Here is a 22,341-nt window from a genome sequence, read left to right as displayed (position 1 = left end):
TGGCGCCAACGTCGTCCAGTTCGTCGATCCACACCCACAGCATCACACGCCGCAGACGATGTCGAACCCCCAGCAACTAACACCCAGAATCGTTCCCGCTTCTGAACCAACTCATCCTTTGACCACATGGGCAACACCTCACAGATAAACGAGTGTTGCAACGACCGGTTGAACCCAAGATCCGCCTGCGGGCGTGTTTCTGTTGATCGCTGGCCATCCACCAACAAACTACGGGTGCCCTACGATACTGCCTGAAGGAAGCGTGTCTTCAATGGCGCCGATTTGCACATCGTCGCCAAGAGGCCAAACGATTTCCTTCGATTGTGCATACTGCACCGCGAAACCCTGCGGCGAGATGAGCATGTACAGTTCTTGCCCAGCCGGGCGACCCGCGTTTGGCTCCACGAGCCGTATCTCATCAATCTCACCCTGTGCGCCATCCCATGCCAGTTGCAGGTACGCAACAACGGACGTATTGGCGGGCAGAACCTTCTCGTACACATCTGCGCCTTGTCCTCCTGGCGAGAGAAGTTCGATATACGCATATCCGTCGGACGAGCTTGACATAGTGCCTTGAGCCACTTCGGTGGGCCTGATGACGACCACTATTGTTTTAGTTGGCACCCCACCTGCAGCAGATTGTTGCTCTCGGCCTTTCTGGACCGCGACGACCTCCCCTTGCAGAACGAGTTCAGCGTTTTGCGCCAATTCCTTTGGTGATTCGGCAACATTGTAGTCAGCATGATATCCGCTGAACACCGCGGAAAGTTCGTCACTCCGAGGTGTCTGGACTTGTTCCGGTTGAACTTGTTCCGCCTGACCGAGTGCCGTGCAACCACTAACGAGGACCATCGTCAGCACAATGATGGGGATCGCGAAAAGTCGTAGACCAAACATTGAGTGCGCCTTCCTGATACGGATGTTCAACATGCTCTAATAGTTCGCGTCGACGTGCGTGGCGTGGTGCGATGAATACGTGCTGTTCGTTGAGGAGGCCGAGACCATACATCCCCGTAGCCGCTCCCGTGGGAGCCCGACTGCGTGGCCAGTCTCATGGACATAGTTTCGCGTCGTTGAAACAAAAGGCGGTCATCGTTCAAACGTAATTCGCCTTCGCCGCATTTCGCATGCGCGCCTGTGGATAGCGTCACTGGCCTCATTGTCAGTTCTCTCTCCAGGAATCGCCGGGCAGGCGGTACTGGCTCTCTACCCAAGTTATGTGCAACCGCAGTCACATCGTCTCATTCTGGTTCACGCGACGGCGACTACCCTGCTACGCACAGCGATTCATCGGTGATCCAGCGGGTGGCGGAGTACATCCCGTCCCTCGCGGACGTCCGTAGACGGACCCGCTTGCGGGTCAGATGACACACGTCGCGCGCTAGCTAAAGGTCCGTTGCGGTCACTAATCGGACTTGAGTCGATTTAAAGTGCCCGGTACCATCTCGATTTTTAGTCAGTTGAGTTGGACTCGTCGGGTCTGATTTGCTGTGAAACAAGCTGTTCTTCGATCAACAGTAAGGAGTCAAGTAATGAAAAAGATCCGAAACGCACAGCTCTTTTCTGCAGTCGTCTTTCTTCTTACGGCCGTTGCATTTCTCTTCGGTGACTCTGACATTCAGTGGGCCTGGAGGGACAACCCAATTGTGGGTGTGATTTTGGCCGCAGTATCGCTTGTTTTCTGGGGATTCTTTGCATGGTCGGTAATAAGAATCCGTCGCGCGGGGATCCAGGAGTAGTAGTACTCGCCATTACGGTGGCGGCTGCTTGCGGACACGACCAATCCACTATCGGATGAACCGTTGTAGGATCCTCTCACGTTTCCTGCGAGTCGGCGCTTTCGTTCTTGAGCCAGGGCAACTGCATAATGGGGTCGTGCGGTATCGATTCTTCCTTAGTGCGGGCATGCTGTTCGTGTGGGTCACTATTGTCGCGATTCTGGGCGTTTTCTTGATGTTCCCGCGCATTCACTCCACATGGGTCCTGACTGGCACACAGGTCCTGCTCTACTTCGCAATGGTTCTCCCGATACTTGTGTGGTCGCGAACCACATTCCGCGACTTTGCCTCGCCGAAGTGGCAGCGACTGGCCGCAGTGTTGTTGGCGGCAGGCTCGCTGGTCATTGCCGCCGTCATACACCATCAGGGGATCGAGTTGATCGGGGCTGTGGTTCGCGTTGGGGTCACCGCTGTCGGGGAGGAGGTCATCTTCCGCGGGTTCATCTGGGACCGAACGAGACGTGCAGGATGGGGAGCACCGTTGGCTATCGCTGTGAACGTCGTTGCATTCGCACTTTGGCACATCCCCTCAATGCTGGCAGGATACAGCTCGGCATCATTGGGAGCGTTCGTGGTGCTCTGCCTGGTTGGCCTAACTTTGTGTGTTCTGCGACAGGTCACCGGTAGCCTGATTCTTCCCACTGCAGCGCACTTTGCCATAGACATCTTCTGAACTCACAGCTGTTTGATCGGAGACCAGATCCGCCCACTTAGGGGCACCCTGCGGGCACCTGGTCCAGGCCGGGACTCCGGTCTCGACCGGCCCTACCCAAGGGCATGAATTGCGTCCGGTGATGGATCTACTTCCGGGGAGTCTCCTTCGAAGGTCGGCGCGGTTGTCTGCGAGTGAGAATCGTGGACTGCAGGCGGCCGGCGGCTACTGGTGATGTGTCAACTCGTCCACTGTGACGAATCGGTATCCCTCTTGCTTGAGGGAGCCGATAATGAGGGCAGTGGCGGTTTGGGTTGTGGTGCGGCCGTCCATCGGGTGCAGCAGGATGATTGAGCCTGGTCGAACGGCTTCCATCACAATGTCGCGGAGTTGCTCTGCGGTCTGGGTCTTGCCGGTGAAGTCTTCCGGGGAGACATCCCAGGTGATAGTGCGGGTGCCGCGCTCTTGCAGCATCCAAGGCAGCACGAACAGTTTCTTCCCATACGGTGGCCTGAAATCTATACTTCCCCGGTAGCCGGCAGCGCGGATCGCTTCATCCGTGTCCTCCAGCTCGGTTCGCACCTCGTCAGGGCTGACAAACCTCATGCGACGGTGAGACCAAGTGTGGTTGCCCACTTGATGGCCGGCATCGACGATCTCCCGTGCCTGGGCCGGGTGCTCGTCGATGGCAAAACCACACAGGAAGAAGGTTGCCGTGACGTCTTCGTCGGCGAGGATCTGCAGCACGTTCTCGGTGTCGCCGGGCGTGGGTCCGTCATCGAAGGTCAATGCGACGACCTTCTCGGTGGTGTTTACCCTCTTGATCAACTCGCCGAACGCTTGAAACTGCCGGGAGTTGCTTCCCTTATCTACGACGACTGCGAGAATGAGAATCAGAACGACAGTCCCGGCCATCCACGCGAAAATCTTCCAACGTCGACGGTTCATGCGATAAGTCTTTCATGACACCGTGTTGCAACGTGGCACGGCTGGGAGGAGGCTTAGACACCACGAAGACACTTGGCGAAAAACCGCGGCCCTGACTGATCGTTGAGTGTTGGAGCGAGCGGCTCGCGCAAGGATCGCCTACTGGGCGCCTCGATAGCGCTCGTGTGAAGCATGACTACATGGAAGAATCGCAGATGAGCGGGCTGAGTGTTTTTGCCTCTGGCGTGTATCCCGTTGAACTGTCCGTCGGAAAGCGTGTCGATGCACAGCACAGAGCAGCTGTTCGAGCTTCGGTGGATTTGTCGACCGGCGAGGTGCGCTTCTATGTTGATACGGAGGCGATCGAGGTTTTGAGCCGTGATAGCGATCGTCCTTGATTGTGCCCCAATCGCCGGCTGCTCAATTGCCGTCGAGAGACTCCGGGACGCGGGCGCGCGGTCGCCTTGCGGAGACACCGGTAAGGCATCAAATCGTGGGCTCCCGGGCTCTGTTCGTCTACCGCGTGACGGATCGTTGGGTCAAGGTGTGAATGGCGACGATGAATGCTGTGCCCAACAGCACGATTCCTGAGCCGACACCAGATACCAGAGTGACAATATCCATATTGTGCGTGGTGAAGGCGAGCACCAGGCCAACAATGCCGAGCACGGTCATGGCGTACGCGATCGCCACAATCTGGGCGCGGCCTGAGGACCACAAGCGCGAGAGCGGGAAGAAGTGCACGCCGACGACCAGGGCGATCCAACCGAGGGTGGCCGCCGGTTCGAATTGCTGGATGATTGCGAGTCCACCGAATAGCAGAATGGCCTCGGTACCGACGATGATCCAGTAGCGAAGCGGGAAGCCGACGACGGCATCATCCGCTTCACCGTGTAACGCTCCGCCACGCCGCGACAATCGAGCAGTGCGACCGAAGGCAGCGAGGATGACAAGGAACACAGCCACAGCCAATACACTTGCGCCGATGCGGAGCCAAGGCGTGAACGGTGCACTGTTGACGAGCACGAAAACCAGACCGAATGAGGAGCCGATGACGTGGCCGATAGTTGTGGGGGCGATCGTCGGCTGCCTGGAGAGGGACTGGTGAGAGCTCATTTGATTTAGTCAAACACACCCGCGCCACACACCCGCGTTTGGGCGAGTAGAGGATCCACTATCGGTCAATCGGGCTGCGCTGCGGAAGCTAGTAGGGCCTCGTGGTCCTGGCCACCATAGAAGATACCAACGACCGCGACGGTCTCGTTCAGCACGGCGTACGCTACGACGACCCGTTTTTTGTACCCGATCGTCCGCAGCCTCGGACGGAGGTCGTCTCGTGCTGTCCCGCGATACGGAAAATCGGCGAGCCCCTCACAGAACGCGACGATCGATTCAGTGAAGCCTGCCGCGTTGCTGGGTGAGGCGGCATTAGAGATGAAGTCGTAAAGCTCCTCAAGCTGTAGGGCGGCTTCGGGGCGGAACACAACTCGGTAGCGTGTCACCGCTGCGCGGAGTGCTTGGCTGAAAGCTTCGCACGCACCTCATCGACGCTCACTACAGCATCTGGATCGGCCACGAGTGCGTCATAGGCGTCCACAATCTCGGTGCGCAACCAGGACTCCAAAGCTTGATCGCGGGCGAATAAGGTGCGCAGCCCATCTCGAATGACTTCGCTCTCGCTCGCATACGCGCCCGACGCCACTCGTTCCCGTAGTGCGTCCGCCATCTCGTTCGGAAGGGTAATGCTCAGTTGCCGCGTGGTACGCATGATCGCTCCAATGCCAGTAGGACTAAATCATACTCGTCGCAGATTGTGATGGGTAGGTGCCATGTGCGATCCGTGAAACCCACTCAGAATCGGCTACCGACGAACTTTCTGTTTCGTTCGACGACCCTTCTGTGGGCCACGAAGAGATGCGACGCCCACCCTGTACTTGCGTGCGTTCCGCAACAATTATCGGCGATAATCTAGGCATGACTACTGTCGGCGTCGAGACTCTCCGAGCTCGATCACGCATATGGGTGTCGCCGATGAGTCAATTCATGGTCGATGTTGTCGGAGCGCCGATGCGGTTAGTCTTCTCCTCCATACAGTCTGATCCGGCACATTCGAGAGAACCGAGGATCCCGCGATGACGCGAATCCGAAGATCTACCACTGGGTACATGTGGCTTATACCGTTGGTGGGCAGTGTTGTCGGGGCCGGTTACGGCGCGGCTATCATCGCTATTCAGTCTCCGGAGTTATCTGGACTGGTCCTCTACGGACTAGTGCTTGGAGCGGTCCTTGGCCTTTTCGTTGGCGGGTTAGCTGGCCTTGGATGTTGGCTTTCGTTGCGTTGGTCGTCGTCAGTCGCAACCGTTCTTTTCAGCACCGTAGGTGTTGTCATCGCGTGGTCATTGATTCTGGCTTGGTCTCTTGCGACGACTACTTCAAGTATTGACAGCACCACCTGGCTCGCTGCGATTCTCAGTGTGACGCTCGTAGTCATCTATACGGCACTCGTCTACAGTCGTATTTCCGGCCAGCCCACTGCTGACAAAGTAGGTCATGGCTGAACCGTTCTCGTAGCCCCTGAAACGCTCAATCAGACAGGTCCATTTTAGTCAGGGTTGTGACTGCCGGATCGGTGCCACTGGCTCCTGGATTCAGTCCGTGATTGACGCCCAACAATGATCTCGAACTCACCGCGGACGCCCGTTAGCCGGTCGGCTTGCGGGCCGGTCCGGACAGTCCTCGTATTGGCAAGGCTCTCGGAAGTAAGTCTGTTGGATTAATCGTAAAACGGTGGGGCGGGTTTTGGATCTGAAAGGTGTCGAGCTGCTGCCAGAGTATATACCCGCCACTGAACTGCGTGTTGCCGAGGGCGTCGCGCGTCAGATTGGTTTCCGGTTGAGGCCGGAAGTAGCGGCCGTGACAAATAGGCATAGTTCTGCGCTTGGTTATGTACATCCCCGCCGTTCAGTGTTACGTTCGCGGGAATACTTTGCGTCAAATTGAGTGCAGCAAAGGAATGGGCAATGATGCTTTCTAGGTTGGGTCAAGCTTCAGGGCTAATCGCACTTGCCCTCATCGCTTGCGTCATGCAGGGCACGAGCGCTACAGCGGCGCCTTTTGAACCGCCCCGAACTCAGTGGGAGCAGCCCGCGACGGAGGCTTCGCCTGTGAAGGCTGTTCCGCCAGATTCACCGAGCTACGCTGAGTGGCAGATCGCTTTTGGCGAATTGACGATGCAGCTTCAGAGGCACTTTCCCGCAGCTTACGCCGGTCACACTATCGCGTCCGACCACGTGTCGGGAACGGTGATGTTCGCAGATAGGATCCCGGCCGCAGCCGAAGAGCTACTTCTCCTTTCCGGTATCTCCGGAGTCAGCGCTGTGGGAGGGACTGGATACACGATCGAGGATCGCGAAGCGACAGAACAGGTTCTCTATAAGGCCGCAACGGAGGCTATCGGCGGCGACACAGAGTACCTGATCCATTATGACTACGCTACTAACACCCTTTTTGTGGATTACGGTGGCTCGGATGTGTCCTTGAACGGTAATCAGTTGCAGATCGAGATCGAAACTGAGGTGCGGGCGGCCATCGAAAGTCCTGAGGTTCCGAAGGTAGTGATCAAGAAGAGTGACAGCCCGCCATTGACTGCGCAAGCGCTTACCGCCGGAGGCAAAATCTACAAGGGTGGCGCTTTTCAAGGTAGTTCTGCATTCTCAGTCAAAAAGACAAACGGTCCGCAACTTGGCCTCCTTACGGCCGGGCATTGCCCCGGCCGAAACGTTTCGTATAACTCGCCCACTTCTCCGGAATATTTCACGGTACTTCCGTATTCGCAAGCAACCACGACAGCTTCTCCAGGCGGGGACTTTCGATGGCTCTGGAGCGACACCATGTTCAACGGATATACCACATATTGGGGCTACTAGCAGGATGTTCGCATCGAGCGCTGTTGCCCAGACTGGTTATTACATTTGTCGATTCGGTCACACAGGAGGTTACGCGTGTGGGACAGTGGCAGGGTCAAATTACATTGCGAACATCACTCTCCCCTCTGAGCCCGGGGGCGGGATACGTCAGGTTGGCCCCTTGGCTTGTGTCACTGCCGTCCAAAATGGAGGGCAGTCCCAACCAGGTGATAGCGGGGGACCGTGGTTTCTGAACAATACGGCTTATGGAATTCACAGTGCCGGAGACGGCTCCACTATTTCTTGCTTCTCACAAGTGAACAATGCATTGTCTCGATTTGGCCTTAAGCTCTGGGCCGGGTAAATGAAAAGTGCCGCGCTTCTGCTCTCCCTTCTCGTCATGGTGGTTGGGGTGACGGGATGCACTTCGGGGCCGGAACTAACGCCCATTCTTTTGCAAGGGCGCATCATCCCTGATGGCGTCGGTATAGAGCCGCTCTCAGGGCACGTTGTCGTCTCTGACGGCTGTCTCGCCATCGCGCTTGATTCGGGGCCGACATACCCAGTTGTCTGGCCAGCGGGTGCCGCACTCGAGTCCGGCGAATCGACACTCATTGCGTTCCCAAACGGCAAGATCGCTGTCGGCGACAGGCTCGACCCGTCGGCCGGCTTCCTGATCCCGGCTAGCTCTGTGTCCAAATCGGTAGTCGACATCGACTCATGCGTCGAAGCACCCGATGAAATTGTTGCCGTTCTGACCTCGATCAACGGCATCGTTTTCGGGCAGTAGCAAGGTATTGCGCCGTCCGACGTGGACTTGATCTAGGAACTGCTCCTGGCCGTTTTCGTGGGCACCCTCGCGATACCATGCGGTCTCCACGACTACAAACACTTCGTGGCCCGCATCGACGGCGCGACCATGTACCGCTCGAATGTTTCGCACCTCGATTTGGAGTTTCAACTCATTGCCGCGACGGAGGATCGAGCGGTGGAATTCGCCGGAAGCCGATCCACTTGCGGGCGCGGTGGCGAGCATATTGGGGCAGTGCCGTTTGGTCTGAGAAAGTGTCGACCATATCCTCGCCACAGCGAGCTGGCCTCAGCAGACAATTCGAGCAGCAGTCACGACGCACCGAACAGGAGATATGCAGGAGCCAATAGTGCCGCATTTCCGTAAACATCGCTTACAATGTTTACATGAACCCTACGACACCACTTGGACGACCCATCTCAGTGCGGCTTCCCGAAGACCTGCGCGAGCGCGTCGAGGCACTTGCCAAAGCGACCAGGCGCAGCAAGGGTGATGTCGTGCGCGAGGTATTGGAGCGCGACCTCTCAGAGCTGGAGTGGGAGCAGCGCATCATCGACCGTGCTGCGGATCTTCGCTCGGGTCGGGTACAGGCCGTCCCGCTTATTGTGGTCGAGCGCGAACTGGGGCTCAACGACGCCCCAGTCGATACCAGCATCCTGAATGAGGTCGAGTGACTTGGGAAGTCAATCTTTCGCCCGACGCGGTGAAGTGGTTTCGGAAAGCTGACCCGCAGACGGCCCGACGAATCCGTGCCGCACTTCGAGCAATCACGACCCTTGATAACCCCCGAAACCGGGGCAAAGCCCTCACCGGGGGACTAGCGGGCCTGTGGCGATATCGCGTCGGTGATTATCGAATTGTCTGTGACCTTCAAGACGCAGGCCTGGTCGTCTTGGTGATCGATATTGATTATCGCAGCAGCGTCTATGAATGAGTAGAGGGCCTACTGCATCACGAGAAGCCATTCAGACACCAAAACTTGAGTGCGGGTCATTCAACTCCAGCCCAATCCATCGTGTCTTTGGGTAATGCGACAGGAATGTACCGCAAGTGGATCGGTTCACGGATGCGTGCGGTACGACGCCGGCAGGCTGTTTAGAGCTTGCGATAGACAACACTGCGATGCGCGACGCGAAGGACAAGCACGATCAGCTCGGCGCCTTTGACCGTGTAAACGATGCGGTAGTCACCGACCCGAATTCGAAACAGGCCAGGAAAGCCCACGAGTGCCCGCACTCCTGCGGGGCGAGGCTCAGAACTTAGTCGATCAATCGCTTTGACGACACGGCGCGCGACCGCTTTGTCGAGGTTGCCGATCTCTTTAAGCGCTTTTGGGTCATAAAGAACCGAGTACCGTGATTCCTCGTTCACAGCCCGAGCGCCCGGGCAACCTCATCTGCCGGGATGGCGTTCACTGTTCCCGCATTGATGTCGTTCAATCGCTCTTGCGCAATTCGTCCCTCTTCTTGGTCGATCATTGCTTCAAACTGTTCGACAAGCTCGGCAGGGACGATCGCCGCGGCACGTTTTTGGTTTCGACCACGCGTGATGAAAGTAATTTCTCCGCCGAACGCAGCACGATTGACCGCATCAGAAAAATGATCCCGCGCACTGCTGACTGACAACTCGATCGATTCTGAACTCATATAACCATTATGCGCCAAGTACGCCAACATGGTTAGTATAATTCTCATTTGAGGATCCACAAATGAGCAAGATCTCACCGCGCAGCAAAACGCCTTGGAATCACGTGGCGTTGGATCGAACTTCGTCAACACCGACCACGGGCTCACCGGCACCAATCGTCTACCGGACCGTTCAACGACAGACGGGATGACTGCAACGTAGGCAATGCGCAGTATCCCGCCAGAGCAATTTGTCAGAACTAGCCGCTCTCAGCTAATGCTCTGCCTCACAGGGCAAGGACGTGCCGCGTATACCGCACACTGGAAAGCCCTCGAAGACATCGCCCGCTCACCACTTGGCGCCCGCATATAATCGCACCATCCACAAACGCAAGGCTAGGGAGCTAACGCGATGTCGTTCCAAGCATACCTCGACACTATCGAAGTCAAGACAGGCCTCACGCCCCGAGCGCTACTCGCCAAGGCACATGAACGCGGTCTTGACGAATCAACGGTGAAAGCCGGCACGATTATCGATTGGCTCAAGGAAGATTACGGGCTTGGGCGCGGACACGCGATGGCCATGGTTCATGTGATCAAGAACGGGACGACCATAAGCGAGAAACACGTTGGCTCGGACGGAGTTCACCGGGATGTGTCGACCGAACTCTGGCTGGATGGAAAGAACAGTCGTCCCAATTAGATTTTCCGCGACCACACCCCCGGATTCGACGTCCGTAGGTTGATACCATGCCGGCGCCCGTGCCGAGTTGAAATTGGCTCTGTAATCGCATTTCGCGAGCTCTCGAAACTACGTGCGGTGATGGACCGGCTATCGGTGTGCTTCGGTCTCATTGATCGATTCACTAACTTGACAGGATGGGTGTTGGCGGCGAAACGTTACGCGGCAAAGCCGAGAAACACGATAAGTGCCCGATCAAGTCGAACAAGGTCGGAGTCTTCGAGTCGTCCGAGTCGATCACTCACGTTTGCTCGCGGCATGGTCGTTATCTTGTCGACCATGATGTAGCTCTGGTGCTCAATCCCTGTGATGCTGCTCTCGCTTCTCGTGATGGTGGTTGGGGTGACCGGATGTACGTCGGTACCTGAACCGACCCCCATTCTTCTGCAAGGGCGCATCATTCCTGAGGACGCCGTTATAGAGCCCCTTCCGGGGCACGTCGTCATCTCCGGCGGCTGTCTCGCACTAGCGCTTGATTCGGGGCCGACGTACCCAGTTGTCTGGCCAGCGGGTGCCGCGCTCGAGCTCGGCGAACCGAAACTCATCACATTCCCGAATGGCAAAATCTCGGTGGGCGACACGCTTGACCCATCGGCGGGATTACTAATCCCGGCGAGCTCCGTGTCCAAAGCGGTAGTCGACATCGACTCATGCGTCGAATCAGCCGACGACATCGTTGCCGTTATGACCTCGATCAACGGCATCCTATTCGGGCAGTAGCAAGGAATTGCGCCGTCCGACCGCCCACTATCCGCACATATCCCGTCGCACTGACGGGTCGACTATCGGTGCATGCTGTTGCGTTGACCGACCGACTTGCGGGACGATTGAGATTGCCTCCTCCCGCGCCAGGGGACGTTGACTGGTCTTCGCATTCACATATATTTCAGTTCTCGATGCGCAATGCTTTTCGGACAGGTTCCAAGCCGTGTATCTGAACGTCGTCGCGCTGATGCCGTTGCCATCGTTCACGGCTGAGCTTCCAGCGCTGCAGCTCGGCCGTCGCGCCTCGGCGCGTTGCCCAGTTTGTGCCATTGGCTTCATATTCGAGTGCCTCGGACACCCTGTTGGAACCGATGTTGTCCAGAAACGCCTCACTGTGGGCTTCCTTGGCGTCGAGTCCGGCGAACGCCAAATGCAAAATTGCTGACCGCATTTCACGCCCGAGACCCTGTCGGCGCTCGGACGACGATAGCCAAGAAAAGCTGTCCACCGAACCGAAAGCTCCAAACTGTGTGCCAACCAAATCCTGCATTCCGACCGCTCGTCCATCGAGAACGACGGCAAAGTACAGACGCCAATTTCCGGGGCCAAAGTTGCCTCGACCGCGCCAGATACCCTGTAACCAGGTTGATACTCGGACCTCCGGATCGTTTTCATACAGCGAAATCGGATCGTCGTATGGCGGTGGTTCCGCAGAGGCGAGGCCAGCTTGAACGATGGGCGCCAGCTGAAAGAGAATTTCGTCTGTAGCTGCTACCAGCTCAATTCGGGGCGTCACAACTCGCAGGCCGAACGGGGGATATGAATTCTCAAGCATCCCCTGACTCTAATCGCGGTGACGGCGAACCAGACGCGAAAGCCGGGTTGTTCAACCACAATCAGGAACGTCTGCCGTCCATCCGGTCGGCTCTCGTTCACTGAGGGTTCTATCAGTGGGTATAGCGATCAGCGTGACTTCCCTTTCAAAGAGTCAGATTCATGTACATTTCGAGATATAGGATGCACGACAAGACTATGTCCGTAGTCAGCGTCGCAGACGCACGCAACCACTTTTCAGACGTCATCGATCGCTCGAAGACCGAAGCGGTGTTCATCGAACGCCGCGGTCAGCGCGCCGCCGTGGTTGTCAGTCCTGAGCATTACGAGCGGATGCTCGAAGCTCTGGAAGAAGTCGAAGATGTCGCCGCGTTCGACGAGGCGATGGCAGAGGAGGGACCCAATATCCCTTGGGCTCAGGTGAAAGCCGATCTGGGCTGGGTATGACCTACCAAATCGAGTTGCGACCTGCCGCAGTTCGCGCGTTGAAACGAATTGACCATCAGGATCGCGACCGCATACGTGGAGCGATTGCGCTCCTCGGAGAGGATCCACGTCCGCCAGGTGCCAAAGCTCTCCAAGGGCGTCCCGGCCTCAGGGTTCGTATAGGGGCCTACCACATCGTCTACACGGTTGACGACAACATCCTCGTTGTCGCAGTAATCACCCTCGGTCGTCGAAGCAACATCTACGAACGCTGACTGCCCCGGTGGATCCTCTTTTCGCTCACCCCCTGGTATCCCGCTGAGGGTTCGATCACCGGGCAGCGTTCCACCGGCTGGTCGAGAGCGCTAGACGCCTCCGCCACCTCCGCCACCTCCGCCACCCCCTGACGCTGCCCCGCCGCCGGAGCCACCGGAGGTGCTGCTGTATGCGGACGACGCGCTCACCGACATCGAACCGATGCTGCTGGCGAACAGTGCCGCGTTGAAGCCCCCAGATCCGACAAACCAGGAGGGACGCTCGCCCACTTGTTCGTAGTTCCGACCGAGCTCCTCCGCCCACGACTTCTCAATGCCGAACAGGACTGCATACGGGAGCAGACGTTCGTTGATCTTGATCACCTGTCGCGGGTCGCCCGTTGTGACCGGCGTGCGCTCAGCGCCCTTGATTGACTGTAGGTAACGAAGGCGATCTGCTTCTGCCAACGAGATGTACTCTCGGAGGCCCAACAAATAGTCCCGCAGCTTCACGCCTTTCGTATCCAACGGATTGTGCGAGATCAGAACGGCACTGGTGGCGAACGCCAGCACGGAGATGAATAGGAAAACCGCCAACAAGGCCGGGCTGCCGTGCACCGAAGACAAGGAAACGATGGCGAAGACGACTCCCGAGATCGAAGCCAGGACGGACGCAAGCACCAGCAAACCGAGGAGCCCGGCCGGCCTGCGCCGTCTATAGCCGTTGGCCACAGCATCTGCTGTTACTCGCTTGGTCAGTTCGGTGAGCCGCTTGATAGCCTTCTGGTCTCTCTTCTTCAGATTGCGGTGCTCGCCCTCGGTCAGCGTGTCTCCGAAGACAGCGTGCAGGAACTCTGTCGCATCAGCATCGGCGCCGTCGGCTGACACAAACTCCAGCTCATAGCTCGGTTTGCGGCTGAAGCCGGATGCTTCACTCTCGATGATTCGCAGATTGCCGGCCACCGCAAGCGCGAGAACCTGTGCAGGCGTGGACTTTGCTGTCGTCCTCGTTATCACTGAAGACAGGAGCAGGCTCGCATCTTTCGGCGGTAAATATTCTGCGATGATGATGCCGCGGCTTGGGGCATCCCGCAGGTGGGTTCGTCGGATTAACAGCGCCCATCCTGCCACCAGCAGGGCAGCCAGTGTCCCGAGAAGTGACAGGATTGGCCAGGGCGCCGACAGGAACGAGTCATCGCGCGGAGTGAACGTGCCGGGGTCGAAGCCGATCGCGAAGGTGAGATTCTCACCCGGTCCAAGGTTCGTTGCCGACACCGCGAATCCGTCGTCGGTCTCCGTGATCGTCGCCGGACCCCTCTCACCCTCGAGCCCTGAAGCCGCATTCGCGTTCCCTGTCAGCTTCGCTTGGAGCGCCGCAGACAGATGAACCTCGGCCGATACTTTCCCGAACGGCTGTCCCCATCCTGTTCCGTTGGTGTCCCAATAGAACTCGTCGGCGTTCGTATCGGCGAAGTACCGGGTCACATTACGTGAGGTGTAGGTGATGACGTAGATCTCCGTACCGTGCACGTAGTCACTGTCGGCAATCGTCAACGTGCGGAACCCGTCGTCTGAGGATTCCGTAAACGCTCGCGGTTGTCCGCGTTCATCAGTCACCGAGGTGACATTGAGGTCGATGGGATGCCCGTCATATCGCTCGGCGAGCTCGCGACGGATCCCACGGTTCTGGTCCGAATCGGGAAAGCGGGCGACCAACGTTTCGACCGTCTTCAGTGTGGACCGGCCAGCCGAATCTCGCCCGAGCGTGTAGTCTCCGTCGAAACTATCGAACTCGAAGTCATTGACCCCGGTTGTGACGGGCCCAGTGCCGACCGCCACGGTATCAACGGTGGCACTCTCAAGGGATGCGGCAGCCACTGGCTGTGCGGTCCAGCAAGTTGTCGCCGCAAGAGCCCCGAGAGCAAGTCCTGCGGTCACTGCCATCACGAGAAGTCGTCGACTCATTCAACCCAGCGTACAACGAGGGTCCACGAAGCGAGTGCACGGATCATGATCCCACGAACTCTTTCAACCCTCCAGAAGGCGCCCGCAGGGGATCCAATTGAGCACGCATTGTTGGCCCAGGAACTAGTACTGGTTTACTGGCTGTGCGGAGCTCTAGCCCTGAACGATTTCGGATTCTCTTGGCAGCCAGCTCGAGCCGTCGGTCTTGCGAAAGACGATGGGAATGCCACGCGCGTCGACCCATGCGGTCGAATCGGAAACCTGCACGTGAACGTGCGGCTCCGTACTGTTGCCCGAGTTGCCGCACCGGCCGATCTTTTCGCCCGCTTGCAGGTGATCGCCGACACGGACGTTCACCGTGCCCTCCTGGAGGTGTGCCACAAGAACGAAAGGGCCGCGATCGCTCATGGCGATGACGACATGATTGCCTGCCAGCCCAGCAGCTCCTCGCCGTGCCCGTTTGGCCTGTCCCAGCATGTACGGAATGAGTATCAGCTGTGAGCGCCGGCCGTCATGGTCCGGCTCGTGATTATGGGTTGCCACGACGACACCCGTCACTGGCGAAAGGATCGGCACCCCAAAGCCGAGAAATCGCTCAGGAGGTTCAGCGGCCACCATACTTCGCCAGGTAAAAGGTGCAGAGCGACCATTTTTGTCCACGTGGACGAAGTCGATGGCGTATGAGGAACCAAAAGCGGCGGTGCCGTGGCTCGGGACACGACGCGCTGGACTGTTCTCCACCCGCCACATACCGTGAAACGGAAGATCAAGAACCACTGTCGTCGGCGATGATCTCGGAAGCATAGGACCAGTATGGTCAAATCGGATGAACCAAAACTGAATCAACCGTTCGGCACCTGCTTCTAGGTAACTGCTGTTCGTACCCCTTTCCACCACTCCGAGAGCTCGTACGCGTTGACTCGGTCGATGGGTGTATGTGAGATAAGTGAGGTCGGCACCTCATTCTGTAGGCCTCGAGAGTGCGAGTCCACCAAGCTCCGGTGATTCACCGCGAGGAGGCAACAAGACCCGAACCGTGCGCGTGACCAAGGCGAACAGCTGAGCAAATAGATGGCCGATATAACCTGCCCCGACAACACCGACCGCACCACCAACAGTGCTTTGCGCCTTCATTTCGGTGCCAGCATGGCTTGAGCGCGATCGCGTGCTCATGGTCGATCGAGTTGTTCGAGGCGTCGGTCGGTGCGCCGTCGTGCAGCAAATGCCCAGAACGGTGTCGCAACCGCGGCAAGGATGAAGATGATCATGAAGACAAACCCTTGGATCCGTTGTGGGGTTGCTGGATCAAACAGCAGCCAGGCTGATATCGCGGCCAGCAGTATGAAGATGATCGGCCCCAGCCACACGGTGATGGATTGGCCGCGTCGCTGACGCTCCAACCGGGGCCTCGCATGCTGGGCGGTTTCGCAGTCGGCTTCGCGGGCGTTCTGCTGGTGCCGCCGCTGACTCAGTGCGGTCGTCATACCGCCGACGAACAGGCCGACTCCGGCGTAGCTGATCAGCAGGCGCCCATCCAAGGGTTTGCCCATGATGAGGCCGAACGCCAGGGCTGCGATGAAGAAGATCACGGCTGAGATCAGGGCCCGGTAGGTAGCCGCGAAACGACCCGGACCAGGCTCCGGGAGTGGAGTTGATTGAGACATCGTGGTTCTTACTTCCTTCGAACGCTGGCAAGCTCGACTGCAATGGTTCTGCGAAAGCATCCGGGGTATCACTGTAGGGAAGTAGGCCACTCCCAGCGTACGCTCTCCGGGTGACAGACCCAGCCCGACGCAAACACATTCAAGCCGCACCGAAACCAGCACCCTGAAAGCGATCGCCTGGCCGGACCAAAAGGAAGAAGAGAGCGCCCACGTCAACGGCCCAAGAGGCACAAGATACTGAGGCAGATCCAGTTTTAGCAGCAGAAGCACCGTGACCAGGATGACCACCGTTTCGACAACAAGCACCACCACCACGAATCGTGAGTCCGAGGGAGCCGATACTTGAGGACCCTGCCCTGGCCCAGGACCGCCCACGCCCCAGGGAAAATTCCCATGGCGACCAAGCCGGTTCGCTGCGCTCGCATCGCATCCGGGCTCGGAGTCATCTGGCGAGGTTGCCGATCGGCCTGCGAGCAACCTGTGAGCCAGATCGTTATCGTTGAGGCGTGGAAGCGGACTGGATTGAGCATCGGCGATCTGATGATGGTGAGCGCGTGGGCTGGATGAAACCTGTTGACGAAGGATTCGTCGCCATCGATTTACTGGGCCGTCCGCGGACAGGCGTAGTGGGCTGGATGGTCGCAGACGAGACTCTCGACGACCTCGGACTGGGCTACCTTGCCGACCCATACGAGTTGCTACTAGACGACGGCTCATGGTTGCGAGTGCGCATCGCCGAAGTGTCGACCGGCAGAATCCGTGTGAAGAAGGACGATTGGGGTGACATGAACGCAACTCAGATCTATTACACCGCTTCACTTCCGGTAACCGAAGACAAGCTTCGACCACTGTCTCGCTGAACGATCCGCTATCGCGACTGAGTGTGTGCGAGTGATGGATCTGCGCCAGGATCAGACCTTGCCGACCTCTTATGATCGGTGGCGATGCTGGTGTGAGAATGTGCTTATGGCAATCGCAGCGAACTTCACAATAGTCACTCTCGGTGTCGCCGACCTGGACAGAAGCGCGACTTTCTACCGAGCGCTCGGCTGGCAGCAACGCGGAGATCCGTTGGCCGGCATCACTTGGTTCCGGACCTCGGGAACGTGGCTCGGCCTCTTCGGATACGAAAACTTGGCGGCCGATGTAGGTGTACTTTCGGAGTCGCCCGCTGTATATCGCGGGATCACGTTGGCCCTGAATTTCAACGACACGACTTCGGTTGATCTGGCGCTAGCCGAAGCTGTTGAAGCGGGGGCGCGACTGGTCAAGGCTGCGGAGCGCGCTGAGTGGGGCGGATACTCCGGATACTTCGCTGACCCTGATGGGCACCTCTGGGAGGCTGCATTCGCACCTGGGTTTCCCGTCTCGGACGAGGGCACCATCGAGATTGAAGAATGATCAGTCACGCCCGCGAATATTCCCAGAGGCCGCTTTAAGCATCATCCGCACCGCGATTCCATGCGGCAGCTGCTACTACGCGGAAGCCCACGTAAACTGTGCTCTCGTCAGGCTGTGAAACACCGCGCTATGACGGACGGGTCACCGACGCATCACTCGCTCTCACGATGGTCATGAACGGACGCGCCAGCTTTTGCGCTGAGCCTGATGGAGAGGGTGTGGAAGCCCTGCACGGGCGTTGCGCAAGCAAGGAGCACGAATTAGAACCGCCTGCCCGACCAGCCAACAGAAGCGCGTCAGAGGCATCTAGAATATCGGCATGTCTGACACTCTCTCTTTTACAACCGATATTGTGAATCCCGAATGGATGCCGGACTGGTCAGTGATCGAGGTGCCCGGTTCACGCGAATTCTTCGGTACCGGCAAGTCGGTGAAGGCCAACACGACGGTAGACGGCATCACGGTGACGTCTGCGCTGATGCCCACCGGGCAAGGTCACCACTTCATCTCAGTGAGTGCCGTCCTGCGCAGAAAGCTCGGTAAGGGCGTCGGGGACAGTGTCGAGGTTGTAATCGTGCGATGACTCCACGGTCGACACCGTTTCGGCAGATGTCGTGCTCGGCGAGGATCGCGCGCAAGCGGCGCGCGTCGCATCGTCATCGCAACGACGCAACTTCGCGAAGCGGAACCACGCCTCACCCTCAAGGCAGCCAGGTTCAGTTCAGCAAGTGCGCGCGCGGATTGTTCATCTATCCTGAAGTTCACCCCCAGAGCTGCCGCCTCATCCTTTCGCGGCCGGCGACCAAGAATTCGGGCGACGGATCGCACGATTCTGACTATCGTGGTGGTATGCCGATCCTCACGCCGAACGCTGACCAACTGGCAGCTGCCCGGAGCCTCCTGACTGCGGCTCAACAGGACCCGCGAACCGCATGCGCTTATGTGGGGACCGAGCCAGCCGGGGTCGAGGCAGAGCTAGAGGGGTTGTCACCGCCGTGGACCCAGACTGCGCGGGTGGCCGTGCGTGGGGAGCACGTCGTGGGCGTGGTAATCGTCGACAGCGATGAGGAGACCGGACGCAGCTGGATCCACGGTCCCTGGACGAAGGATGAGGACGCCTGGGAGCAGTGGGCTCGACCACTCGTCGACGCCGCTATCGAGCAGACCTCGGACGGCATCGATGACCATGAGATCAGCGCGGATCCGGCCAACACGCGGATTGCCGGTCTCGCCCGCACGCTTGGCTGGCACCGCAGCGCGGTCAATATCGCCTACGTCGCCCGAGGCGATGAGGGCTGGCCACTGCCCGACGGAGGGTCTACGAGTGTCGTGCCGCGTCGAGCCACGGCTGCGGACCTCCCCTCGATCGCGGAGTTGCATGTCGCGGCGTTTCCCGGCACCTACGCAACTGCGCGCCAGCTTGTCGAGGACGACGAGCGCGTCACCCTGGTCCTAGCCCACGAAGGTGGGTCCGAGATCCTGGGCTATGCGTCGGCGGAGGTGCAGGCAGATGGGGCGGGCTACCTCGACTTCATCGCGATCACACCGCCGTCCCGCGGAAACGGGCTGTCCAAGGTGCTTCTCGCTGCAATCGGACGGATGATCCTTGCCGCGTCGGACAAAGGCAGCCTGAGCCTGACGGTCAAGGAGGACAACGCGCCGGCGGTAGCTCTCTACGAGTCCTTCGGATTCACCCGCGACGCCGTGCTCGTCGGCTATCGCAGCAAGCCCTATCAAGGGTGAGGCTCGCGGACTGGGCGTGGCAAGAGAATGTTGTGTGATCTTGGACGAGTGGTGACACGTGAAAGCGCCCAGGTAGAGCCGACGGTCAGACCGTTCGCCATGACGAGCCCGAGACAGGTCATCGGAGCATCACACGGCATCACGGCCACGCGTGGACCGTAAGGGTTGCACAGCCCTACCGCGCATCCGCTGTAGCCCAACCGCTCAGAACCCCAATCGCAATACGGCGCCCATTCACCGCGCTTTGGCGCGTGGGGTAACGAGGACGGTGGAGCCGCGGAGGCTTCGCTGTTATGGTGGGGGCCAGCCCGCCAGCCAGCGTCGACGCTACGAAATGGTTCCAGAATGAATGACAGAGCCGCACGTTCGCTCTTATTCCGAAAAGGGCCAATGCTCTCGGCCGGCCTCAGCGTTGCTCTCGTCGGTGGGTTGCTTCCCGTTTCTATCGCAGCGGGCAACGCAAATAGCAGTTCTTACGTGGCGACGGACGGATCTGAGCAAATGGTCTTGCCTGATTCAAGCCAAGCGCTGAACGACGGTGAGCCACTCGCGGAAGCGCTCCGTATTCTTCAGACTGTTCGGCATTCATCAACTCTCAATCACGTTCGGGTCGACGACAGTTCCGGAGAAGTGGAGATTTACTATGACGGGACAGCTGACCCCGTCGAAGTACAAAATTTTTTGGCTGATGTCGAGAACCTGCCGAAGATAGCCGGTGTGACTGTTTCGACTTCTGAATTGGACTACTCGCGACAGGACAGTCAGGCAGTGGTCGAAGAAATATTTGAGGAACGAGAGCATTGGGCTGAGGTGTTCGGTGGTCCGATGATGAGCCTCGGCGTAGATTCTGAGACTGGCGCGGTTCGGATAGCGCTCTCTCATAAGGTTTTAGAAGCGTCGAAAAGTGTACTCAGTGAGGTGGACGGCGTTCCAGTTGTCTTCGACGTTTTTCCTGACAGCGATGCAACAGAAATTGGCCCACAGGTGTTGTCTCGTGTGACCGAGGTAAATCCATGAGCAGGTAAGCCGGCTCTTTCTTCCAACGCGAGTAGCAGCGCTCGCAACGCGTTTCGCGAATATCGAGCGGCGCAGAACGCGGCAGCTCGGGCGCTAACGCAGCAATGCCTCCGAGGGTCACTTCTACGTTTTCGTCATCGGCACTCGACCAGAATGCTTCGAGCCGTTCTTCTCACTCCGCGATGGTTCCGGTATTCGTGCGGTCACGGTGACAGAGACACGCTGCGTGATCAGACGCGACTGGCTGTAATGTTTGCGCAAGATGTGACCGCTTCCGCCCCAAGTTGTTCAGCTTTTGCGCGCCCCAGGCAGCAGAACCGTCCCGACGCCCCGGCACCCGAACGCAGGGTCCCTGAACATCATTGATGTAGCGCGCGGTACTCACATCGGTAGATCCTGCGCCTGCGCCACGTCCGCTGCGACTGACGCGGTGAGCTGCAGTGGCGGCAACCGGCGTCAAAACGCCGAGAAGTACCGCACTGACAGCAACCACACCAATAACTCGCTGGGTCATGGCCTGCTGCTCCCGTCATGGCCTGCCTCTCCGCCTGGGCGGATGCCGCTCACCATGAAACAAGTGGTGAAAATACTCAAATCGTTTGATATTCAAGCATCGGGTTGAATAATGGGAAGGTGACTTCAGCTGTGACACAAACGTTCGCCGCCATCGGTGACCCCGTGCGATCGACCATCATTGACCGACTGGCGACATCGGATGCCACTGTTGGCGAGCTTGTCGCCCTGTTCGAAATCTCCTTTCAAGCCGTCTCCCAACAACTTGACGTGCTCGAACGGGCTGGACTGATCACACGCCACAAGGAGGGCCGAACGCGCCGTGTGCGAATCGAGTCACAGCCACTGGACGACGCAATGCGCTGGATGGAAGCTCAAAGACATCGGCTCGAGGATCGATACCAACGACTTGATCTCGTACTCACTACTCTCACCGATCCGACCGAACCACATGAGGAGAAATCATGAACGACCACGACATCCGCCAGCCAGGGCTCACCGAGCACTCACGCACCGGCGAACAAAGCATCTTTCACCGGAGAGAGTTCGCCGCACCAGCAGCACTCGTGCAACGAGCGCACACCGAAGTTGACCTGTTCACACAATGGATGGGCCCGCGAGGGACAACTGTGCGGGTTGACCGTTTCGATGCGACTACCGGTGGAGCATTTCGATATGTCGTCGAGGCGGCATCCGGCGGCAGCTGGCCGTTCCGAGGCTCTTACCACAGGGTCGAGCCGGGTCTCATTGTGCACACCTGGGAGTACGAGGATGAACTCGGCGTCACCTTGGAGACGTTGAAGTTCATCGATCTCGACGGTGAATCCAGCGCGCTGGAAGTCACCTCCACATACACGTCCAAGGAAGGGTGCGATGCAATGCTCGCATCGGGCATGGACGCGGGCATGGATGAAGACTTCGAACGGCTCGACGCTACTCTGGCTGAAGCTCAAAAGTGAGGCTCTCAGGCGGCCTGCGATTAGACGCCATCCACGAGATGCACACTTGAGGGGACGATCGGCCGCAATCCCGGTGAATGGCCAACAACAGTCACGAGGGGATGACCTTCAACGAAAGGTGGAATCACTTTTCCCCCGCGAAGCCGCGGCCAGTGTCGTCTCAGACGGGGATCCGCTGAGGGGGCCGACTCTGTACTAACACTCGAGTCGGTAGAGCAGCTCGACGACGTCGTGACCCAAACCGTCTGCAAACGAATTTTCTGCGGATATCCAATCTGATCTGATCGTTGACTCGCTCATAGGCAACTCCGTTGAGTTTGTGAGGGTGCCAAGTCGCTAACCAAAAAGGAATCCGCGCGGGCCCCAAAGTGCTCGGTCACCTCGGTGAGCGGATGCTGCCGGCCGCCCCTGACCTTACGG

At 58.4% G+C, this 22,341-nt stretch carries 30 protein-coding genes; 18 read left to right on the top strand and 12 right to left on the bottom strand.

Features of this window, described 5'->3' with window-relative positions; all coding sequences use genetic code 11:
• Positions 1-228: 228 nt before the first annotated feature.
• Entirely contained in the window at positions 229-930 is a 702-nt protein-coding gene (locus DL891_RS03875) for a hypothetical protein (protein WP_111719097.1), read from the bottom strand.
• A gap of 945 nt (positions 931-1,875) precedes the next feature.
• Here DL891_RS03875 and DL891_RS03865 point away from each other — a divergent pair.
• Positions 1,876-2,451: a CPBP family intramembrane glutamic endopeptidase gene (locus DL891_RS03865; RefSeq protein ID WP_157962376.1), complete on the top strand. Its 576-nt coding sequence runs from the start codon at positions 1,876-1,878 to the stop codon at positions 2,449-2,451.
• Between the two features lie 204 nt (positions 2,452-2,655).
• Here the strand turns inward: DL891_RS03865 and DL891_RS03860 are convergent, their stop codons facing one another.
• Positions 2,656-3,378 carry a polysaccharide deacetylase family protein gene (locus DL891_RS03860; protein WP_198668759.1) on the bottom strand — a complete coding sequence of 241 codons (723 nt, stop codon included), beginning with the start codon at positions 3,376-3,378 and terminating at the stop codon, positions 2,656-2,658.
• Positions 3,379-3,557: 179 nt separating this feature from the next.
• Between DL891_RS03860 and DL891_RS03855 the strand changes: the two genes are divergently transcribed.
• On the top strand, positions 3,558-3,755 hold the full coding sequence (locus DL891_RS03855; RefSeq protein ID WP_157962375.1) for a hypothetical protein: 198 nt from the start codon (positions 3,558-3,560) through the stop codon (positions 3,753-3,755).
• 118 nt (positions 3,756-3,873) lie between these two features.
• Here DL891_RS03855 and DL891_RS03850 read toward each other — a convergent pair whose 3' ends face one another.
• From DL891_RS03850 to DL891_RS03840, 3 genes are all read right to left on the bottom strand, one after another.
• The gene (locus tag DL891_RS03850; protein ID WP_111719093.1) at positions 3,874-4,473 is read right to left on the bottom strand and encodes a hypothetical protein; all 600 of its coding nucleotides are present in this window, start codon (positions 4,471-4,473) and stop codon (positions 3,874-3,876) included.
• 65 nt (positions 4,474-4,538) lie between these two features.
• Positions 4,539-4,841 (bottom strand): type II toxin-antitoxin system RelE/ParE family toxin, encoded by a 303-nt coding sequence (locus tag DL891_RS03845; RefSeq protein WP_198668758.1) that lies wholly within the window; start codon positions 4,839-4,841, stop codon positions 4,539-4,541.
• 14 nt (positions 4,842-4,855) lie between these two features.
• Positions 4,856-5,125 (bottom strand): type II toxin-antitoxin system ParD family antitoxin, encoded by a 270-nt coding sequence (locus tag DL891_RS03840; protein WP_111719091.1) that lies wholly within the window; start codon positions 5,123-5,125, stop codon positions 4,856-4,858.
• Positions 5,126-6,521: 1,396 nt separating this feature from the next.
• Between DL891_RS03840 and DL891_RS03835 the strand changes: the two genes are divergently transcribed.
• The 5 genes from DL891_RS03835 (at position 6,522) to DL891_RS03815 (ending at position 9,007) form a co-directional block, all read left to right on the top strand.
• The gene (locus DL891_RS03835) at positions 6,522-7,283 is read left to right on the top strand and encodes a hypothetical protein (RefSeq protein ID WP_157962374.1); all 762 of its coding nucleotides are present in this window, start codon (positions 6,522-6,524) and stop codon (positions 7,281-7,283) included.
• Positions 7,284-7,287: 4 nt separating this feature from the next.
• Entirely contained in the window at positions 7,288-7,626 is a 339-nt protein-coding gene (locus DL891_RS17755; RefSeq protein WP_111719089.1) for a trypsin-like serine protease, read from the top strand.
• A complete protein-coding gene (locus tag DL891_RS03825) occupies positions 7,627-8,052 on the top strand; it encodes a hypothetical protein (protein WP_111719088.1) in 426 nt (141 codons plus the stop codon).
• 407 nt (positions 8,053-8,459) lie between these two features.
• Positions 8,460-8,747, top strand: a complete 288-nt coding sequence (locus DL891_RS03820) for a ribbon-helix-helix protein, CopG family (RefSeq protein ID WP_111719087.1) — start codon at positions 8,460-8,462, stop codon at positions 8,745-8,747.
• The gene (locus DL891_RS03815; protein ID WP_111719086.1) at positions 8,744-9,007 is read left to right on the top strand and encodes a type II toxin-antitoxin system RelE/ParE family toxin; all 264 of its coding nucleotides are present in this window, start codon (positions 8,744-8,746) and stop codon (positions 9,005-9,007) included. The genes DL891_RS03820 and DL891_RS03815 overlap by 4 nt, the downstream gene beginning before the upstream one ends.
• A 161-nt stretch (positions 9,008-9,168) precedes the next feature.
• Here DL891_RS03815 and DL891_RS03810 read toward each other — a convergent pair whose 3' ends face one another.
• Together DL891_RS03810 and DL891_RS03805 are read right to left on the bottom strand one after the other, a co-directional pair.
• Positions 9,169-9,444 carry a type II toxin-antitoxin system RelE/ParE family toxin gene (locus DL891_RS03810; protein ID WP_111719085.1) on the bottom strand — a complete coding sequence of 92 codons (276 nt, stop codon included), beginning with the start codon at positions 9,442-9,444 and terminating at the stop codon, positions 9,169-9,171.
• Entirely contained in the window at positions 9,441-9,719 is a 279-nt protein-coding gene (locus DL891_RS03805; RefSeq protein WP_111719126.1) for an antitoxin of toxin-antitoxin stability system, read from the bottom strand. Before DL891_RS03805 ends, DL891_RS03810 begins: the two co-directional genes overlap by 4 nt.
• A gap of 391 nt (positions 9,720-10,110) precedes the next feature.
• On the opposite strand from DL891_RS03805, the gene DL891_RS03800 reads away from it, so the two are divergent.
• Positions 10,111-10,401, top strand: a complete 291-nt coding sequence (locus DL891_RS03800; protein WP_111719084.1) for a DUF4287 domain-containing protein — start codon at positions 10,111-10,113, stop codon at positions 10,399-10,401.
• A gap of 197 nt (positions 10,402-10,598) precedes the next feature.
• Here DL891_RS03800 and DL891_RS17750 read toward each other — a convergent pair whose 3' ends face one another.
• Positions 10,599-10,721, bottom strand: a complete 123-nt coding sequence (locus DL891_RS17750; protein ID WP_198668757.1) for a hypothetical protein — start codon at positions 10,719-10,721, stop codon at positions 10,599-10,601.
• Between the two features lie 28 nt (positions 10,722-10,749).
• On the opposite strand from DL891_RS17750, the gene DL891_RS17260 reads away from it, so the two are divergent.
• The gene (locus DL891_RS17260) at positions 10,750-11,160 is read left to right on the top strand and encodes a hypothetical protein (protein WP_198668756.1); all 411 of its coding nucleotides are present in this window, start codon (positions 10,750-10,752) and stop codon (positions 11,158-11,160) included.
• Positions 11,161-11,326: 166 nt separating this feature from the next.
• On the opposite strand, the gene DL891_RS03790 is transcribed toward DL891_RS17260, so the two are convergent.
• Positions 11,327-11,980, bottom strand: coding sequence for a GNAT family N-acetyltransferase (locus DL891_RS03790; RefSeq protein WP_111719083.1), 654 nt, complete (start codon positions 11,978-11,980; stop codon positions 11,327-11,329).
• A gap of 182 nt (positions 11,981-12,162) precedes the next feature.
• Between DL891_RS03790 and DL891_RS03785 the strand changes: the two genes are divergently transcribed.
• Together DL891_RS03785 and DL891_RS03780 are read left to right on the top strand one after the other, a co-directional pair.
• Positions 12,163-12,426, top strand: a complete 264-nt coding sequence (locus DL891_RS03785; protein WP_232818992.1) for a type II toxin-antitoxin system Phd/YefM family antitoxin — start codon at positions 12,163-12,165, stop codon at positions 12,424-12,426.
• Positions 12,423-12,680 carry a type II toxin-antitoxin system RelE/ParE family toxin gene (locus DL891_RS03780; protein ID WP_111719082.1) on the top strand — a complete coding sequence of 86 codons (258 nt, stop codon included), beginning with the start codon at positions 12,423-12,425 and terminating at the stop codon, positions 12,678-12,680. The genes DL891_RS03785 and DL891_RS03780 overlap by 4 nt, the downstream gene beginning before the upstream one ends.
• A gap of 90 nt (positions 12,681-12,770) precedes the next feature.
• On the opposite strand, the gene DL891_RS03775 is transcribed toward DL891_RS03780, so the two are convergent.
• From DL891_RS03775 to DL891_RS17025, 3 genes are all read right to left on the bottom strand, one after another.
• A complete protein-coding gene (locus DL891_RS03775) occupies positions 12,771-14,624 on the bottom strand; it encodes a DUF2207 domain-containing protein (protein ID WP_111719081.1) in 1,854 nt (617 codons plus the stop codon).
• A 153-nt stretch (positions 14,625-14,777) separates the two neighbouring features.
• A complete protein-coding gene (locus tag DL891_RS03770; protein WP_232818991.1) occupies positions 14,778-15,401 on the bottom strand; it encodes a M23 family metallopeptidase in 624 nt (207 codons plus the stop codon).
• Positions 15,402-15,793: 392 nt separating this feature from the next.
• Positions 15,794-16,603, bottom strand: a complete 810-nt coding sequence (locus DL891_RS17025) for a hypothetical protein (protein ID WP_232818990.1) — start codon at positions 16,601-16,603, stop codon at positions 15,794-15,796.
• A gap of 248 nt (positions 16,604-16,851) precedes the next feature.
• Here DL891_RS17025 and DL891_RS03760 point away from each other — a divergent pair, with 248 nt between their 5' ends.
• From DL891_RS03760 to DL891_RS03730, 7 genes are all read left to right on the top strand, one after another.
• A complete protein-coding gene (locus DL891_RS03760) occupies positions 16,852-17,148 on the top strand; it encodes a hypothetical protein (RefSeq protein ID WP_232818989.1) in 297 nt (98 codons plus the stop codon).
• A 106-nt stretch (positions 17,149-17,254) separates the two neighbouring features.
• On the top strand, positions 17,255-17,689 hold the full coding sequence (locus tag DL891_RS03755; RefSeq protein WP_111719077.1) for a VOC family protein: 435 nt from the start codon (positions 17,255-17,257) through the stop codon (positions 17,687-17,689).
• A gap of 319 nt (positions 17,690-18,008) precedes the next feature.
• Positions 18,009-18,272: a DUF1905 domain-containing protein gene (locus DL891_RS03750; RefSeq protein WP_111719076.1), complete on the top strand. Its 264-nt coding sequence runs from the start codon at positions 18,009-18,011 to the stop codon at positions 18,270-18,272.
• Positions 18,273-18,538: 266 nt separating this feature from the next.
• Positions 18,539-19,432, top strand: a complete 894-nt coding sequence (locus DL891_RS03745) for a GNAT family N-acetyltransferase (RefSeq protein ID WP_157962371.1) — start codon at positions 18,539-18,541, stop codon at positions 19,430-19,432.
• 345 nt (positions 19,433-19,777) lie between these two features.
• Entirely contained in the window at positions 19,778-20,449 is a 672-nt protein-coding gene (locus DL891_RS03740; RefSeq protein ID WP_157962370.1) for a hypothetical protein, read from the top strand.
• A gap of 645 nt (positions 20,450-21,094) precedes the next feature.
• Positions 21,095-21,430 carry a helix-turn-helix transcriptional regulator gene (locus tag DL891_RS03735; RefSeq protein ID WP_157962369.1) on the top strand — a complete coding sequence of 112 codons (336 nt, stop codon included), beginning with the start codon at positions 21,095-21,097 and terminating at the stop codon, positions 21,428-21,430.
• Positions 21,427-21,921, top strand: a complete 495-nt coding sequence (locus DL891_RS03730; protein WP_111719072.1) for an SRPBCC domain-containing protein — start codon at positions 21,427-21,429, stop codon at positions 21,919-21,921. Before DL891_RS03735 ends, DL891_RS03730 begins: the two co-directional genes overlap by 4 nt.
• Positions 21,922-22,341: the final 420 nt, after the last annotated feature.

Origin of the sequence: Homoserinimonas sp. OAct 916, assembly GCF_003260275.1 — a bacterium.
Classification (GTDB): Bacteria; Actinomycetota; Actinomycetes; order Actinomycetales; family Microbacteriaceae; genus OACT-916.
Note: the sequence above shows the minus strand (reverse complement) of the source record. Positions and strands in the feature narration are given on the sequence as shown.

Excerpts from the sequence above, each read along its gene's own strand:
- DL891_RS03875 (WP_111719097.1), bottom strand. The coding sequence starts at position 930 with ATGTTGAACATCCGTATCAGGAAGGCGCACTCAATGTTTGGTCTACGA.
- DL891_RS03860 (WP_198668759.1), bottom strand. The coding sequence starts at position 3,378 with ATGAACCGTCGACGTTGGAAGATTTTCGCGTGGATGGCCGGGACTGTC.
- DL891_RS03855 (WP_157962375.1), top strand. The coding sequence starts at position 3,558 with ATGGAAGAATCGCAGATGAGCGGGCTGAGTGTTTTTGCCTCTGGCGTG.
- DL891_RS03850 (WP_111719093.1), bottom strand. The coding sequence starts at position 4,473 with ATGAGCTCTCACCAGTCCCTCTCCAGGCAGCCGACGATCGCCCCCACA.
- DL891_RS03840 (WP_111719091.1), bottom strand. The coding sequence starts at position 5,125 with ATGCGTACCACGCGGCAACTGAGCATTACCCTTCCGAACGAGATGGCG.
- DL891_RS17755 (WP_111719089.1), top strand. The coding sequence starts at position 7,288 with ATGTTCGCATCGAGCGCTGTTGCCCAGACTGGTTATTACATTTGTCGA.
- DL891_RS03825 (WP_111719088.1), top strand. The coding sequence starts at position 7,627 with ATGAAAAGTGCCGCGCTTCTGCTCTCCCTTCTCGTCATGGTGGTTGGG.
- DL891_RS03820 (WP_111719087.1), top strand. The coding sequence starts at position 8,460 with ATGAACCCTACGACACCACTTGGACGACCCATCTCAGTGCGGCTTCCC.
- DL891_RS03805 (WP_111719126.1), bottom strand. The coding sequence starts at position 9,719 with ATGAGTTCAGAATCGATCGAGTTGTCAGTCAGCAGTGCGCGGGATCAT.
- DL891_RS03800 (WP_111719084.1), top strand. The coding sequence starts at position 10,111 with ATGTCGTTCCAAGCATACCTCGACACTATCGAAGTCAAGACAGGCCTC.
- DL891_RS17750 (WP_198668757.1), bottom strand. The coding sequence starts at position 10,721 with ATGGTCGACAAGATAACGACCATGCCGCGAGCAAACGTGAGTGATCGA.
- DL891_RS17260 (WP_198668756.1), top strand. The coding sequence starts at position 10,750 with ATGCTGCTCTCGCTTCTCGTGATGGTGGTTGGGGTGACCGGATGTACG.
- DL891_RS03790 (WP_111719083.1), bottom strand. The coding sequence starts at position 11,980 with ATGCTTGAGAATTCATATCCCCCGTTCGGCCTGCGAGTTGTGACGCCC.
- DL891_RS03785 (WP_232818992.1), top strand. The coding sequence starts at position 12,163 with ATGCACGACAAGACTATGTCCGTAGTCAGCGTCGCAGACGCACGCAAC.
- DL891_RS03780 (WP_111719082.1), top strand. The coding sequence starts at position 12,423 with ATGACCTACCAAATCGAGTTGCGACCTGCCGCAGTTCGCGCGTTGAAA.
- DL891_RS03775 (WP_111719081.1), bottom strand. The coding sequence starts at position 14,624 with ATGAGTCGACGACTTCTCGTGATGGCAGTGACCGCAGGACTTGCTCTC.
- DL891_RS03760 (WP_232818989.1), top strand. The coding sequence starts at position 16,852 with ATGAAACCTGTTGACGAAGGATTCGTCGCCATCGATTTACTGGGCCGT.
- DL891_RS03755 (WP_111719077.1), top strand. The coding sequence starts at position 17,255 with ATGGCAATCGCAGCGAACTTCACAATAGTCACTCTCGGTGTCGCCGAC.
- DL891_RS03750 (WP_111719076.1), top strand. The coding sequence starts at position 18,009 with ATGTCTGACACTCTCTCTTTTACAACCGATATTGTGAATCCCGAATGG.
- DL891_RS03745 (WP_157962371.1), top strand. The coding sequence starts at position 18,539 with ATGCCGATCCTCACGCCGAACGCTGACCAACTGGCAGCTGCCCGGAGC.
- DL891_RS03740 (WP_157962370.1), top strand. The coding sequence starts at position 19,778 with ATGAATGACAGAGCCGCACGTTCGCTCTTATTCCGAAAAGGGCCAATG.
- DL891_RS03730 (WP_111719072.1), top strand. The coding sequence starts at position 21,427 with ATGAACGACCACGACATCCGCCAGCCAGGGCTCACCGAGCACTCACGC.